The sequence below is a fragment of the Rhizobium tibeticum genome, assembly GCF_900110205.1.
Lineage (GTDB): Bacteria > Pseudomonadota > Alphaproteobacteria > Rhizobiales > Rhizobiaceae > Rhizobium > Rhizobium tibeticum.
This window is the reverse complement of record NZ_FOCV01000011.1, coordinates 113,134-128,666: the sequence shown is the minus strand read 5'-3', so window position 1 is coordinate 128,666 and position 15,533 is coordinate 113,134. Positions and strand designations below refer to the sequence as shown.

Sequence of the window (15,533 nt, the reverse complement as noted above, 5' to 3'; positions counted from 1 at the left end):
CAGCCGAAAAAATATCGGCGGGTGTCAGGCGACCGCGGTTTCGTTTCCGAAGCTATCGTCCACGATCCTGAGCCAGCGGCTGCGGCGGGGGGGCTCGGCATAGTCAACGAGTTGTAGCGCCGAGAGAATGTCGGCCCAACGCGGGTGATTACCGACGGACAGCGTCTCCTCGGCGATCTGCATCAGGACGCTCCAGGTGAGGGGCGGTGCCTTGATGACGCCGGCATCGCTTACGCTGCGCAGAACCCGCATCACGTAGTCGATGTCCTGACGGGTGATGCCCTTTCGATCGATCGCACGAGATAGCTTGTAGCCGCCGATGTTTTCCACCAGGGCAAGGCGCAACTGGTCGAGCGCGAAGGCGCGCAGCTCATCCGGCACGTTGGCCGAGATCTCCATTGCGTGCAGGACCAATTCGAGCTCGATCGCCGAATTGACCACGCCGTCGGTTGCGACCATGCGCAAGAGCCAGGTCACATTGATCTCGTCGAGAGACCCTTGTGGGTAGGTGTAGTTAACGATGAAACCGGCGAGCTGCTCCACAAAGAAGGCGTTCCACTCCGGGCATTTTTCGGGGCAGGAATTGTTCAGCGCCAGCATGGCGACCACGTCGTGCGCGGTCCGGATGCCTTCCGGGAAGGTGTGCTTGCGCAGCAGACTTATGTCTTCGGCCGTCAGCCGATGCTTCCCGGCAATCACACATGCCGGAAAAGCAAGACGGAATTCGCTCATCTTTTGTCTCCAAACCTCATCATGAGGCCGAAGGCCCTTCTACCGCGAGCGAATTGATGATCCCTCAAGAAGCAGTGTTAACGGCGCGCTCAATCAGTCACGACGTTTTTAATGATCGCGCCTGCACACGCTCCCGCCAGATGATGAAGAGACCGGAGGCGACGATGATCAGGATACCAATCCACTTCGAAAAGTTCGGAAAATCGCCGAAGAGCGCGTAGCCGAGCACCGTTGCGGAAATGATTTCGAAATACTGGAAGGGTGCGAGCAGCGACAACGGTGCCAGCCGGAAAGCTCGTACGATGACCATATGAGCATAGCCCGAAATCGTCCCAAGGATCAGCAGCAAAGCAAAGGCCAATGCAGAGGAAGGCAAGGAGGGGTGGAAATCGCCGACGCCGAGCCCATTGCCCACGGTCAATGCGGCGGCCATGAAGACAGTGCCGCCGATGCCCGCCATCGTCTGCATCGTCAGCGGTGAATCGGCATCGCCGATCGCCCGATTCAAAAAGAGATAAAGCGAGTAGAGGAAGGCGCAGAAAACGGGCAAGAGCGCTTTCAGTCCAAAAATCTCGTAGCTCGGCTGGATGACGATCATTGCGCCACCGAAACCGACGGCGATCGCCATCCACCGACGCCAGCCGACCTTGTCGCCGAGGAACATCGCCGACAGCGCGGTGAGCATGAGCGGCTCGACGAAATAGATCGCGAAGACGTCCGCGAGAGGCATGTATTTCACGGCAACGAAAAAGAGGAGACTGGCTGCTCCGTGGAGGACCCCGCGCAGAAGGTTCATCCAGGGCCGCTTTGCATGAAGTGCCTTACGGCCGAAGATCAAGAACAGGAACGGCAGCGTGAAGACGAGTTGGAAAAAGAACCGGTAGAATGTCACCTGGCCGGGTGACATTGCCTCGAAGGTCGCCATGTATTTGGCGATTGCGTCCATCGCCGGCAGCACGAGCATCGCGCCCACCATCAGGGCCATTCCCTGAAGAGGATATTGGTGTTCTGGAGGATTGCGCATCGCTGAGACTCTACATTCGGTTCAGGCGGCTATACCGAAAGTCACCTGTTTGGTGAAGGGGCGGAATCAGCCGAAGGAACCGAAGACGGGTGCATAGTCCCTTTGGGATGTCGAATGGAGCCTTCCCGAAGCGACAAAAACAAGCGCCTGATCGAGCATGCGACAACCCAATCGTGAGGCTGCACCATTGCGGACGGGCTTTATACCGGCGATCCTTTCGAGGACGTCGGTCCCTGCGCGATCTCGGCCTTGACCCGGGGACTGCGACCGGGAAAGTGTTCGACACATATCAGCGGCATCGACTTGTAACGCCCGTTGCCGATCGGTCGGACCCTGCCGGTCTCGAGGATCGACAGCCTCCCTTTCTTCGGGGGATTGAAGACGGGCGACCACGTCGCCTGAGCCTGAGGGCGTTTCAAACACGTCGCCTTTTGCCGCACCTGGGCACTATGCGCTCTCGGGAGACGTCGTTTCCCCTAAATATTCGGCGTGGATTTGGCATGCGAGACTGAGTAGCGTGAAGTCTCTCACATCGGCGATGTTGCGGCCCGTGACCGCTTCGATACGCTGAAGGCGTTGATAGAGGGTGTTCGGGTGAATGCCCAAAGCCTGAGCGCTACGCGTTACCGACTTTCCCTCCTGAACGTAACGCAAAAGGGTTTCGCGAAGGACGCCATGCCTCGGGTCCTGAGCGAGGACTCCTAGGATGTTGTGGGCGAAGGCAAGGACGTCCTGCCGTGCCTGTCCTTTCAGAAGTAGCTCCAGTCCCATTTCGCGGTATCGGAGAAGTCCTGCACGGCCACGGCGTGAAAGCGCTTCGGCGGCCTGCGAGGCGAGGTCTTGCGAATTGAGATGATGCTCGTTTGCGTCATAGATCTCACTCGCTCCAATGGAAATCGACAGCCCGGTCGCCACGTTCGAGATCACGTTGAGATTGCGTTCGAGCGCTGCGGTGGTGGACGCGGAGACAAGCATGATCACCTGTTCGTTCTCGTGGAAGATCAGCGCATTCGGTGTGGTCATCGCCTGCTGCAGATCGGATTCCAGCTTGTACAAGGATAAGACGGTGTTGGTCGGATCCGTTATTCGAGGGGCTGGAGCGACGAAGATCTGGTGGAGGCGGTCAAGCCTGAACCCGAAATGAGTCCCGCGACTCTCGGACTCCAGCCCAGTCGACAGGGCCTCGAAGTGCGCTTTCTTGCGCGCGTTCAAAACGTCCATCCGCGACATGTCCCGCACGAAATCCAGCGCGACGAATGCACCCAGCGTGCCGAAAAGCGCGCGTTGAAAGCCTGAATCGCCTGACTGTCGAAAGTGGAAGTGGCCGACCGGCGCCTCCGCGACTTCCACCGACTGGCACAGCGTTTCATCCCCGTCGGTCCACTCAGGGGATCGATAGTCGACCCCCAGTACGTTCTCGAACCGGAACTTTAGATGGAACAGTTCGGACACGGCGCGGAGTTGCTCCATCAGTCCGTCGCCGGTGGAAAAGATGCGCAGCAGCGCCTCATGCAACTCGACGGCGCGATCTAATTCTGCGTTCTTTCGTGCGAGATCGCTGCGCATCTGTTCGAGTCGACGCGACGTTTCGACGGCGTTCCTATAGGCCAGCGAGCGTTGATAGGCGACTGCGATCTGCCCTGCAAGGGATTCAAGAACGGTCCGGTCGAAGGCCGAAAAGGCTCCGTCTTGTGAGAAAGATAGTGTCGTCAACGTGCCCAGGCATTTCCCTTCGACCACCACCGGCACACAGAGTAGCGCGTTCGCGATCTGGGACCGTTCCATGAAGGACTGGCTTTCGGGACGCATTACGCGATGGGCATCGATGATGTTCTGCCTGCCATTGTGAAGGGCGGGCCGACCGGTCGTGAACACTTCGCCAGAAACGGATTCGTTCGGCTGTAGGCGATAGTGTGTGTAGTCCTCGGACAGGCCTTCATGCGAGACAGGAACAAGATAGCCGCTTTCCTCGTCGAACAACCGAAAGACGCCGGCATCGCAATGCGGTAGCACATTCATCACTTCGCGAAGTACGTTGTGGACGATCTCGTTCTCATCCAGCGAATTGATCACTGCAGAATTGACCGATGCGAGCTTCTTGAAGGTCTCGGTCTGAAGCTCGATCACGGCGCTTTGAACGGCCTGTAGAATACGCACGGCGGCCCGATCTCCTTCATCGTCGCAGATTTCGAACTTCGATCGCCTTGCCGTGAAATAGGAATGATCGACTACCAGGTGAAGTACCTCGCCGACGCGTTCCATTGAGTGCCTGATCGAGGCGGGCGCATCGTCCGCGTCGGCCTCGGCCTCGACATCCTGCACGCACAACCCGCATGGCTGTGCGAGTTCAGATAATGCCGGGTGTGAAAGCAGATCAATCCTCAATGCGACCCTCCATGGAAAAGAACACACTTTATTTCTGAAAACTATGTGTGCTTCAACATAGGATATTTTGGAGATGGTGTCACAAAAGCGTAAATATCAAAAAGGGGAACTACGTCATGCTCTCAAGCATAAAACGACGCCATATCATCATAGGAATGTTGTTCGCGTGCTGGGTCGTCGGCTTCATAGACAAGACCGCGATCAACATCGCAATTATTCCGATCAGTGAAGAGTTCGGCCTGAGCTCCGACCACCAGGGCATGATCATCAGCGCGTTCTTCCTGACCTACTCGATGACCCAGTTGATCGGCGGCTATCTGGTGGACCGGTTCGGTTCTCGCCGAGTCCTTAGTTCGGCCGTCGCAATCTGGTCGTTGGGTACGATGGCGTCCGGCGCCGTCGCCAACGCTATCGGGTTGGCGGCTGCACGCGCCGCGACTGGCGCCGGCGAAGCGGTATTCCCCGCAGGCGGATCGGTTGCCATCACCGAGCACTTCGAGAAATCGCAGATGGCTCGCGCGAAGTCGGTGCTGCAATCGGGAGCCTCGGTTGGCTTCGCCGTCGGCTCGATCGTCATCACCGCTCTGATCGCGGCTCATAGCTGGCGCATGATGTTCTTCGTACTTGGCGTCGTCGGACTTGTCCTCTCCGCCGCGCTCTACATCATCATGAAGCCGATATCCGCGCCCAGGGTCGCGATGGGCGCAGGTCAGAAGATCTCGGAAAAGAAGCGCGTAGGCGCGCTGTTGAAGAATTCCCTGACCTGGAAGATCACCGCAGTCTACTTCTTCACCAACATCGTGTTCTGGGGCCTCCAGTCCTGGCTGCCGTCCTACTGGGTGAAGGTGAAGGGCATGAGCATGGTGGAAATGGGCGCCTATTCCATGATCCCGCCGGCGCTCGGGTTCGTCTCGTTCCTCACCTGTGGCTGGCTCCTGGACCGCTTCTTCCACCAGAAGGAGAAATATCTCATTTGCATCGGTTCCGTCGTGTCCGCAGTGTTCATCTATCTGATGGCAAACGCGCAATCCATTCCGCTGGCTTTCGCTTACCTTTCAATCTCGAACGTCTTCCTGAATGCAATTTCGATCAGCGTGTTCGTGAGCATCATGAAACATTTCCCGCAGAACTCCGTTGGCACGGCCACGGGCCTCATCAACTCGCTGGCTCAGCTCGGTTCGTTCATCTCGCCAATGCTCATCGGTGCGGTGTTGTCGGCGACCGGCCAGAACTACGGCATCGCGTTTTCGGTCCTTGTCGGCTGCGCAGTGATCGTCTGCGCTATTGCCACCACGTTTCCAGCCATCCACGGCAAGAAACCAGTCGAACAGACCGCCTAAAGGAAGACCATGACCTATATCGACATTATCGAGCGGGCAATCGCTGCGCACGCCGCCAATCTGACATCCGTATCGGACGCGATCTGGTCGTTCGCGGAGATCCGCTACGAGGAGACGAAATCCGCGACGCTTCTGGCCGACGAACTGGAGAAGGCCGCCTTCGTCGTTAACCGAAACGCTGGCAACATTGAAACTGCATTTGTCGCCAGCTACGGGGAGGGCCATCCTGTCGTTGCAATCCTCGGCGAATTCGACGCCCTGACGGGGCTCAGCCAGAAGGGCGGCGTCGCAAGTCACGATCCCATCGTCGAAGGTGGAAATGGGCACGGCTGTGGTCACAACCTGCTGGGCACAGGAGCGCTAGCCGCGGTGCTGGCGCTCAAAGCCTGCAAGGACGAACTGAATCTTGGAGGCACCATTCGCTACTACGGCTGCCCGGCCGAAGAAGGCGGTGGAGGCAAGGCGTTCATGGCGCGAGCGGGTTTGTTCTCGGACGTCGACGTGGCTTTCACTTGGCATCCATGGGACGAGAACCTCGCCTACAACGCGAGGATGCTGGCCACCAACCAGGTTTACTTCACCTTCAAGGGGACAAGCGCCCACGCAGGGTTCGAGCCACACTTGGGTCGTTCCGCGCTGGATGCGGTCGAGTTGACCAACGTCGGTTGCAACTATTTGCGCGAGCACATCATTCAGGATGGCCGCATCCATTATGCAATCACGGACACGGGCGGGCGCGCGCCTAATGTGGTCCAGTCAAACGCTCAGGTGCTCTACAAGGTTCGCGCGCCTCGAATGGACCAGGTTCGCGACATCACCGAAAGGATGAAGGACGTCGCACGCGGTGCCGCATTGATGACGGGAACCGAACTGACGATCACCTTTGATGCGGCCTCGGCCGACCTCATCCCGAACGTCACCCTCGCCAGGATGATGCACGAGGAATTCGAGAAGATCGGCGTCGTCAGCTTCTCGAACAGCGAGAAGGATTTCGCGGCAGGTATTCAGCAGACCTTCTCCGGAGAGGTGCAGGCTCGGATCGCCAAGCGCGGAAAGATCCTGTCCGAGGATTTGAATGCCTTTCAGGAGAAGCCGACGTTCCTGCACGGATCGACGGACGTGGGCGACGTGAGCTGGCTGGTTCCGACCGGGCAGGTCTATGTCGCGACGGAGGCATATGGCACTCCGCCGCATACGTGGCAGATCGTGGCTCAGGGGACCTCCGGCTACGCCCACAAGGGAATGCTGCAGGCTGGTAAGGTGCTGGCGGCGTCCGCGCTGCGGGCGCTCACCGATCAGGTACTGATCTCGGCCGCCAAGATCGAGCATCGCGACCAACTGGGCGCGGAGAGCTATGTCCCGCTAATTCCAGCCGACGCAACACCGCAACGTCTGCGATGATCTCGTTCAATGTCCGTACCGAACACGACCTGATCGGGGATCTTCCGGTTCCGATCGAAGCCTATTGCCGCGTCCACACCCTGCCTGCGACGGAGAGCAGATAGGACGTTGAACGCAGCAACGGCAAGCGCGCCGCGCCCGGTGCTTGTCATTGCCCCGAGGTCAGGGTCGGCTCCCATTTGAAGTGGTCGCCGTCGGACTGGATATGGCCGACGCCTGGGAACGGAAAGTGTGGGGCGAAGATGAGCTCGTTCGTTTGCGCGAGCTTCTTCAAAGTATCGATTCGGTTTCTTTCGCCGCCGGCCACGTCGTTGTCAAAGCTGACCGGCCATCCCGGTTTGGAAAGCGAAATGATCGAGCTGTGGACGGTGTCGCCGATATCGAACAGCTTTTCCTTGCCGGATACGATCTGATAGCCGACATGGCCGGGCGTATGCCCTTTCAATCCGACCGAAGTAATGCCGGAGGCGACATTGGCGCCCGGCTTGAAGGTCTTCACGTGGCCGTCGATTGTCTTGACGATATCTGCGAGCTGGTCGTTCTTCTTGGCGAACGCCCACTCGGCCGACGACATGCGGATGGTGGCCTTGGGAAAGGCAAGCTTGCCGTCCTTGACGAGGCCGCCCATGTGATCGGGATGCGAATGCGTGATCAGCACGTCCGTGACGTCCTCCGGCTTGTAGCCAGCCTGAGCGAGAGACTGTTGAAGCGCACCGCCGACGCCGGTGTCGATGAGGATCAGCCGCTTCGGCCCCTTGACCAACAGCGCGTCGACGCTGAGCGTCACAGTATCCGTGGGCGCACCAGCCGCCTTCAACACTTCTCCGACTTCTTCAGGGCTGTGGCCAACGCCGAATATCTTGCTGTCGTTCGGTCTGACAAACTGAGCGTCATGCAAGGCCACAATGTCGAATGAGCCGAGCTTGAACGCTTTTGCATCTGGCTGCTGCGGAGGCATCTGCGCGGACACAGAAGCGGCCAGCGTGATGGCGACGACGAAGCAGACGGCGGAGTGAGCTCTGGGAGTGAGCATGACCAATTCCTTTTCATCACGTGAGGGTTTTAGGCAGCCGTATTCTTACGCGCAGATTCCGACCGCAGTCACCTCGATTTCTCGTGAAGACAATGTCGTGCGCGAACGGGGTTTCAATGTTCCCACGGTGAATGAAGGATGATGCGGCAGAGATCTGACCGATAGACGGTCTGGTCCTTGAACGCCAGAATGTCGTCTCGTAGACACCTGGACCTTCACCATGGCCGAACCGGACGACGTTCACTGACGTGGGATGGCGGAACTTTCAGTTCCGATGCGCTCAGGCCTGCTCGGGTGACGACAGACGAAGCCATAGCAACCGAGCGCGCATTCACGGAACGAACCAGTCAGCCCTGAACTAATTTCAGGCCCCCGATCTCAAGAATGAAGTCGAACTCCGGGGCAAGCCCCGGAGCGTAGGCCACGACAGGTCCGCCTTCCGACAAAAGCTGTGTCAACTTCGGCATGGCCACAATCGCTCCCGCCTCTGAGGCGATCAGAGCGCCTGCCAGCATGTCCCAAGCGTTCAGATGCCGTTCGTAAAAGAGGTCTGACGCTCCCTCGGCGACGCGCACGAGGTCGATTGCGGCGGCGCCCATGCGGCGATAGTCCATGCCTCGTTCGTGCAGACGGTTTAGAAGGACGAGATGCTCGTCGAAGCTTGTCTTGCGAGAGTGCCCGAGGACACAGATCGCATTGGTTGGATCGACGGTCGCAGCGGCCTGCAATGAGACGCCTTCACGAAATGCGCCCCTGCCACGGATTGCCGATACGACCGAGTCCTTGGCGGCGTCATACACGACACCTAGCTCCACCCGGCCTTCTAAACAGAAGGCGATCGAGACGCCCCAATGACTGAATCCGCGGATATAGTTGGTGGTGCCGTCGATAGGGTCGACTATCCAGGCTCCAGCCGCGCCAGCTTTCCCGCCAGTTTCTTCTCCGACGAACGTATCGTGCGGAAACAGCGAAAGCAGTTCCTTGTAGATCGTCTGCTCGGCATTGCGATCCGCAATCGTTACAAAATCCTGGAGACCTTTGTTCTCCACATTCAATCGCGGCCCCATTTCTGCGCGAAAACGGGCAGCCTCACGACCGACGCGACGAGCGATTTGGATCGCTGCGGCACCGCGGGCTTCAAGCGTAACTGGATCGAATTTAGAGCTCATCAGGAAGTCTTTCTTTTAATCAACTCGACGGGAGTGAACTCGACACGCGCCGTCATATCGGAATTCGCCATCCGGCTGACCAGCATTTCGACAGTCTGCTCTGCCTGCAGGCCGCAGGGCTGCAGGATCGTCGTGAGTCCATAGGCATCCCATTGCGCCTGCGGAATATCATCATGGCCGACAATGCGCATAGGAGGCACATCAGGGCTGCCGCGATTTGGCGCTAGCCTGTCGATCACACCACAGGCCATGTAGTCATTCACGCAGAAAACCCCGTCCGCCGATAGGGCGCCGAGCTCGGGAGCCGACTCGAAGCCGCATCGATAGTCATTCACTCGAACTGTAATGAGCTGCGCTTCGACACCGCGTTGACGGCTGCGTGAAAGAAACGCATCGCTGCGCCGGCGGGCCGTGTAGGACACGCTCGAAGCCGCCATGACTGCCAATCTCTTACAACCGATGTCGATCAGGTGGTCAGCGGCCAGATGGCCTGCGGTGCGGTCATCGGAAATGATACGGTCGACGAAGGGAATATCGTCGCCCTTATTGATCAAGACGATTGGCACGCCCTCTGCGGCGCACTGTTCGCAGATTTCCGTCGGAGGGGCGTCCGACGTCACAATAACCCCCGATACTGGGTAGTGTAGAAGCTGGCCGATCACGGCTGAAGTGTCCGCTTCCTTTGACGTCGGCAACAGGATCGGCCGAAAGTTGCGTAAAAGGAGCGCCCGCGCCAAATGTTCGATCTGGAGACTTCGAAATGGATTGTCTAGGCCGGCAACGACGAGGCCTACGAGATCGGAACGTTGGTTCGTCAAGCTGCGCGCCACATAATTGACACGGTAGCCAAGCTCCTTGGCGGCCTGGTAGATCTTTTCGCGCGTCTTCGGCGAAACACTTGCATCAGGAGTGAAAGCGCGCGAAACCGCCGCGCGTGAAACACCTGCCACGCGCGCCACGTCGAAGGAGGTCGCTCTGCGCTGTGGCTTATCCTTGTTTGACACTGGATCTTTCCGAACTCCCCACCGTTCGCATCAAGTCCGGCAAATCTGTGCAGATACCGAGAACGGGCAGCTTCATTATATCATCCAGGACCAACCGCCTTTCCTCGTGCCAAAGGACGATTTCGCGGCCTTCGGCAAACGCACGGTCGGTCAGCGCCGGGGTGACGAGATCCTGCGGCTGATCGCTGGCGCGTTCCCAGCAGAGATGCAAGATATCCGCACGCGCCTCGTCACCCTTGGCATGCGGATCGTCGCCGACGCGGACAAGAACCGAGAGCGGATAATCGCAGCCCGCCTCGCGAAGCTCGCGGACTTGTGCTGTGTCGAACGAACCGATGCAGGCGAAACGCTGGTCGTGTTCCCTAAGGTGATGCCAGCAGCGTAGACCACTTCCCGGCGCCTTCAGCTCGATATAGAGACCTGTTCCGGTTTCACGCGCGAGAGCTGCGACAGCTTCGAAGGTCGGCACCTCCACGTCCAATGCCGCAAGTTCCGCCGCGGTTATTTCCGAGATGCGGCGGTTCACACCGAAGACGCGCTCGAGGTGGTCGTCATGAGAGACGACGACAACGCCATCTTTCGTGATCTGGGTATCGAGTTCCCACATCTCGGCTCCAAGCTCGGCCGCCAGGCGGAAGGCGGCAAGCGTGTTCTCGCGGACATGCCCGCTCGCGCCGCGGTGTCCGATGCAGAAGGGGATCTGGCCCTTGTCTGTCGGCCAGTGGTAGCGCTCGAAGAAGATCGAGAAATCGCGCCGCATCAGAGCCTCCTTCCGCTTTCATCGAAGACCAGCACGTTGCGACTATCGATAGCCCACGTCACCTCGTCGCCGACCGCGATGTCCTGGCGCACCGGCTGGACAGACCGCAACAGCGGGCCACCTGCCAGCCGCACGTCATAGAGATTTTCGCGGCCCTGGGTTTCGGCGAAGTTTATGGTTCCGGTCACATGAACGTCGCCCGCCGGACTATAGTGTTCCGGCCGCACACCGAGCATCAGCTTTGTACCTTCGCCGGCGTTTACCGAGGCCGGCAACGGAACTTCGACCTGGCTGCCGGGAACAGAGAAGGCGCCGTTCGACGCCACCCCGTGTAGGAATGTGATTGGGGGGTTGCCGAGGAAACCGGCGACGAAGGCAGTGCGCGGATCGTTGTACATCGCAGCCGGTGTTGCTATCTGGACGATCTCGCCTTCTTTCATGATAGCGATACGGTCGCACATGCTCATCGCTTCCACTTGGTCGTGTGTAACCAGGATCGCCGTGATCCCTGTCTCTCGTTGGATGCGGCGGATTTCCGAGCGCATCTCCAGCCGGAGCTTAGCGTCGAGGTTAGCGAGCGGCTCATCGAGAAGCAGGACGTCGGGCTTGCGGATGAGCGCGCGGGCGAGCGCCACGCGCTGCTGCTGGCCGCCGGAAAGCTCGGAAGGGCGGCGGCCCATCAGATTGCCGATTTGTACGAGGCCAGCGATGCTGTCCACTTCCTTACGGATGTCTGCGGAGGCCGTTCCCTTGACCTTCAACGGAAAGCCGATGTTTTCGGCCACCGTCATGTGCGGGTAGAGTGCGTAGGACTGGAAAACCACGCCGACATTGCGCGCCTGGCTCGGAAGATCGGTCACGTCGCGGTCGCCGAAAAGAATGCGGCCCCCGGTCGGGCGATGGATGCCGCACACCGCGAAAAGCGTCGTCGATTTGCCGCAACCTGAAGGGCCGAGCAGCGCCAGCATCTCGCCATGCGCCACTTCGAGATTCATGTTCTCGATCACCTTTGTGGAGCCGAAGCTTTTCGAGAAGTTGTCGAGGAGGATACGCATCAGCCTTTGCTCCCGCCGCCATAGATGTTCATGAGATATTTGTGGAAGAATCCGTAGAGCAGCAGGACCGGGATCACGTAAAACACGCCGACTGCCTTGAAAGTGCCGAAGTTGAAATTGTTGTCGTCGGCGATTAGCCCTGAAAGATAGACCGACAGCACCTGGACCTGGCTGCCTGGGGCAAGCACTTGCGGCAGGATGAACTCGCCCCAGCTCGACAGGAACGAAAAGAGCGCTAGCGCCATGATCGCCGGACGCACCTGTGGAAGCACTAGACTACGCCATACCCGGAATCGCGAAGCACCGTCGACGACGCCGGCCATTTCGATCTCCCAGGGGACAGCGTCGTAGAAGCCCTTCATCAGCCAAATGCCGAGCGGCAGATCGATGGCTGCCTTCACCAGGATGACGCCGATGAGAGAATTGTAGAGCCCGACCATCTGCAGCACGATAAAGATCGCAATGATGAGCGTCACCGACGGGAAGGCGTGCAATACCATGACACCGGCGAGGAAGAAACCGCGGGCGGGGACGTTCAGCCGCGAGAGCACGTAGCCCGCCATCGACGAGACAAGCAGCACGACGGTGGTGGTGCTTGCCGTAAAGATCAGCGTGTTCAGCGTCACCAGCCAGATGTTGGGCCTGGCGGGCGGCGTCTGCCAGAGGAACGACCAGTGGTCAAATGTGATCGAATCCGGAATCAGCGACGCAGGCTGCTTGTCGGTGATCGTGTCGATGAAGAGATAGGCATACATGAGCACCAGTGGCAGACTGACGATCGCCAGCGCCAGGATAACCGGCCAGGTGCGGTAGTTTGCAGAGGGTTGCGATTTTTCCGCCATGGATCAGTCCTCGATGAGCGGCCGCGCAACCAGCGTGGCGTAGTTGAAGACGCGCAGATAGGCGAGCGACAGAATGATGCCGATGACCACGAGGACCAGCGCCATTGCTGCGCCAAGCCCGTATTCCAGGTTGCCGGCGTAGTTGTTGAGTGCTGTGTGATAGGCGGCAAGCGACCAGACTTCGGTCGCCTTGCCCGGCCCGCCACGCGTCGAAAGCAGGATTTCGTTGAAGGAGGCGAGCAGCGACAGCGTCTGGTAGCAGGTCACGAAGAGGATGGGCCAGCGCATCTGCGGCAGGATGATGTAGCGGATTTGTTGCCAGCGGCTGGCACCATCCACCTCGCTTGCAAAGAACTGGCTCTTGGGAATCCCCCGCAGCGCGGACGAAAAGACTAGCATGCCCATGGAGGCGCCGATGAAGCCGTTGATCAGCACCACGAAGAACCAGGCGTGGTAGGCGCTATCGAGAAGATAGTTCTTCGGCGGGAAGCCGAACTTGCCCATCAACACCGAAATGAAGCCGGTGTCCCATGCCAGCCACTTCCACATCAGTACGTAGATGACGACAGGCGTGATGCGGGGCAAGAGCCAGACTGACCGGAAGATCGTCGCCGGCATGTCCGGCATGTAGTGCGTCCAGATCGCGAGCGCCATTGCGTAGGTCGTGTTGAACAACACGAGCACAAGGGCGACGTAGAGAAGCGTGTTGAGGAGTATCTGCGCCATATCCGGAGAGGAGGCGATGCGCGAGAAGTTCTCCGTCGTCCAGTTCCAGCCGGTATAGGTTGCCTTTGCCAGGTTCTCCTTCTGCCCCGCCGTCAGCTTGAAGCCGAACTTGTCGAGAGAGGCGAACAGGTCGTCCTTGCTCGCAAAACGCAGGTTGGCCGCGGAGCGGTTGAACTGTTCGGAAATCTGCTTGACGTCTCGGGTCGAGGGCCGGTCCTGGAGATCCTTGATCATGCGCTCAGCGTCGCGCCGCGATTGGAAGACCTCGCCGAGATGCTCCTCGCGCAGTTCCCGGGCTATGCCGGGATCAAGTCCGAGGCCTTCAACGCTCTTGATGCCTTCCTCGTCGATCGCGTAGCGCGGCTCGGTGAGTTGTTGCGCGACATCCGGCATTTCGCGCCTAAGCGCATCAAGCGTATTCGGCGCGATCTGAAAGGCGCCGCCCGAAATGCCCGTGGCCGTCGTCATGTTCGTGAAGGAGAAGACGGCAGTCAGGACGACCGGCATCAGGAAAAACAGCACGATCATCACCGCTGCAGGCGCAATCATCACCAGTCCGAGCGTTCTGGACGTTCTCATCGAAAGTCTCCGCAAAGTATCCGGGCGGACTGGCCCGCCCGGAAGTTGCCTGGGTGCTTAGCGGATGACGATCTTGTCGCCGAGCGTGCTCTTCAGCTCGCTCTCGACGTCGTTGACGGCGGCATCTGGGGTCTTGGCGCCCGTCCAGGATGCTTCGAGGCCCTTCCACATGATGTTCCAGTAAGTGCCAAAATCGGCGTTGTTGGGCATCGCGTTGGCGTAGGGCAGCAGACGCTCGGTGGCTTCACGCGTCCAGCGATCGGAGGAATAGAGCTCTATCTCGGTTTCGGCTTTCGAAATGCCGAGGTGCGCAGACTTGACCGCATGCAGCACATTGATCCGCGGTTCTGAAGCGATCTTGATCAACTGAGCGGCAACGTCGGTTGAATCCTTGTCGTGACCGGAGGTCAGGAGGTAGACGAGCGGATGCGTCAGCGTGTTGGCCTTGCCGCCGTCACCGGCCGGGATCAGCGTGAACACGACGTTGCCAAAGAAGTCCTTCAGGCCTTCCTGGTTCACGTAGCGAGCATAGTGCCATGTGCCGCCGTGCCAGATGCCGGCCTTGCCGGAGGCCACTTCCTTCCACCACTGGTCGCCGGGCATGCCGATATGGTTCTTCTTGGTAACGCCATCCTTCACGGCGTCGGCGAAGAACTGGTAGGTGCGCTGCATCGCCGCCTTGTCGAAGACGAGTTTGCCGTCTTCTTCCATCGTGCCGCCGAAGCTGGTGTAGAACTGCCAGTAATCAGGGCCGTTGGAGTTGCGCGGGTAGAAGCCGTAACCCGCCTGGACGAGGCCCTTGTCCTGCATCTTCTTGGCGTCTTCCAGCACGTTTTTCATCGTGTAGCCGCCGTCCTGAACCTTCTTCGGCAGCGCCTCGAGATCGGCATCGCTGTAGCCGATGGCCTTCATGTAGGGCTTCCAGAAGAACATTGGTCGGGATTCGGCGTCCTGCGGGATCCCGTAGACCGTGCCATTGAAGGAGGCGATATCCAGGAGGTTCTGATAGATATCGTTGAGCGGCCAGGAGTCGAGATCGACGTAGTCCTCGATCGGCACGATCAGGCCCGACTGCGCCCATGGGCCGATGTCCTCGTGGCCGGTAACGACGATATTCGGAGCAGTCTTGGCTTCGGCGGCAAGCGTCATCGCCTGCTTGAAGTCCTCCCAACCGCTATAGGCCTTCTTCTCCACCTTGATCTTGAGGTCTTCGCCCTTGATTGCAGCTTCACGCTGAAGCTGCTGGGCGGCGATATCGATTGCGTCGAGGCGATAGACGTCGTTGGGACCCGTGCCGCCGGCCCAGACGGTGATGGTGACATCCTTGGCAAGGCACAGGGCGGTGGTCGAGGCCAGGATGGCGGCCGCAATAGTCATGCACTTCAATGTTGGCAGAATAGTCATTTCTTCGTCTCCCTAGAAGAGCGGCGTGAGCCTCTTGGCGGGCCATCACCTGATGATGACCGCTTCGCAAGCTCCGTGA

At 59.2% G+C, this 15,533-nt stretch carries 14 protein-coding genes; 2 read left to right on the top strand and 12 right to left on the bottom strand.

Annotated elements, in window-relative coordinates; genetic code table 11:
- Positions 1–24 precede the first annotated feature (24 nt).
- From BSG20_RS14295 to BSG20_RS14280, 4 genes are all read right to left on the bottom strand, one after another.
- Complete coding sequence (locus BSG20_RS14295) at positions 25–732, bottom strand: hypothetical protein (RefSeq protein ID WP_072376201.1); 708 nt, start codon at positions 730–732, stop codon at positions 25–27.
- 97 nt (positions 733–829) lie between these two features.
- Positions 830–1,708 carry a DMT family transporter gene (locus tag BSG20_RS14290; RefSeq protein WP_072376401.1) on the bottom strand — a complete coding sequence of 293 codons (879 nt, stop codon included), beginning with the start codon at positions 1,706–1,708 and terminating at the stop codon, positions 830–832.
- Positions 1,709–1,956: 248 nt separating this feature from the next.
- Positions 1,957–2,175: a hypothetical protein gene (locus BSG20_RS14285; RefSeq protein ID WP_093041182.1), complete on the bottom strand. Its 219-nt coding sequence runs from the start codon at positions 2,173–2,175 to the stop codon at positions 1,957–1,959.
- Positions 2,176–2,203: 28 nt separating this feature from the next.
- Entirely contained in the window at positions 2,204–4,141 is a 1,938-nt protein-coding gene (locus tag BSG20_RS14280) for a helix-turn-helix domain-containing protein (RefSeq protein WP_143147484.1), read from the bottom strand.
- A gap of 116 nt (positions 4,142–4,257) precedes the next feature.
- Between BSG20_RS14280 and BSG20_RS14275 the strand changes: the two genes are divergently transcribed.
- Entirely contained in the window at positions 4,258–5,481 is a 1,224-nt protein-coding gene (locus BSG20_RS14275) for an MFS transporter (RefSeq protein ID WP_072376205.1), read from the top strand.
- Positions 5,482–5,490: 9 nt separating this feature from the next.
- Complete coding sequence (locus BSG20_RS14270; protein WP_072376207.1) at positions 5,491–6,882, top strand: amidohydrolase; 1,392 nt, start codon at positions 5,491–5,493, stop codon at positions 6,880–6,882.
- Between the two features lie 148 nt (positions 6,883–7,030).
- Here BSG20_RS14270 and BSG20_RS14265 read toward each other — a convergent pair whose 3' ends face one another.
- The 8 genes from BSG20_RS14265 to BSG20_RS14230 form a co-directional block, all read right to left on the bottom strand.
- Positions 7,031–7,915, bottom strand: a complete 885-nt coding sequence (locus BSG20_RS14265) for an MBL fold metallo-hydrolase (protein WP_072376210.1) — start codon at positions 7,913–7,915, stop codon at positions 7,031–7,033.
- 347 nt (positions 7,916–8,262) lie between these two features.
- A complete protein-coding gene (locus BSG20_RS14260; protein ID WP_072376212.1) occupies positions 8,263–9,084 on the bottom strand; it encodes an inositol monophosphatase family protein in 822 nt (273 codons plus the stop codon).
- Entirely contained in the window at positions 9,084–10,088 is a 1,005-nt protein-coding gene (locus BSG20_RS14255; RefSeq protein ID WP_072376214.1) for a LacI family DNA-binding transcriptional regulator, read from the bottom strand. The genes BSG20_RS14260 and BSG20_RS14255 overlap by 1 nt, the downstream gene beginning before the upstream one ends.
- Positions 10,072–10,848: a glycerophosphodiester phosphodiesterase gene (locus tag BSG20_RS14250; RefSeq protein WP_072376215.1), complete on the bottom strand. Its 777-nt coding sequence runs from the start codon at positions 10,846–10,848 to the stop codon at positions 10,072–10,074. The genes BSG20_RS14255 and BSG20_RS14250 overlap by 17 nt, the downstream gene beginning before the upstream one ends.
- On the bottom strand, positions 10,848–11,903 hold the full coding sequence (locus tag BSG20_RS14245) for an ABC transporter ATP-binding protein (protein ID WP_072376217.1): 1,056 nt from the start codon (positions 11,901–11,903) through the stop codon (positions 10,848–10,850). The genes BSG20_RS14250 and BSG20_RS14245 overlap by 1 nt, the downstream gene beginning before the upstream one ends.
- Positions 11,903–12,745, bottom strand: a complete 843-nt coding sequence (locus BSG20_RS14240) for a carbohydrate ABC transporter permease (RefSeq protein WP_072376219.1) — start codon at positions 12,743–12,745, stop codon at positions 11,903–11,905. The genes BSG20_RS14245 and BSG20_RS14240 overlap by 1 nt, the downstream gene beginning before the upstream one ends.
- A 3-nt stretch (positions 12,746–12,748) precedes the next feature.
- Complete coding sequence (locus tag BSG20_RS14235; protein WP_072376221.1) at positions 12,749–14,050, bottom strand: carbohydrate ABC transporter permease; 1,302 nt, start codon at positions 14,048–14,050, stop codon at positions 12,749–12,751.
- 57 nt (positions 14,051–14,107) lie between these two features.
- On the bottom strand, positions 14,108–15,454 hold the full coding sequence (locus tag BSG20_RS14230; protein ID WP_072376223.1) for an extracellular solute-binding protein: 1,347 nt from the start codon (positions 15,452–15,454) through the stop codon (positions 14,108–14,110).
- Between the last annotated feature and the right edge of the window lie 79 nt (positions 15,455–15,533).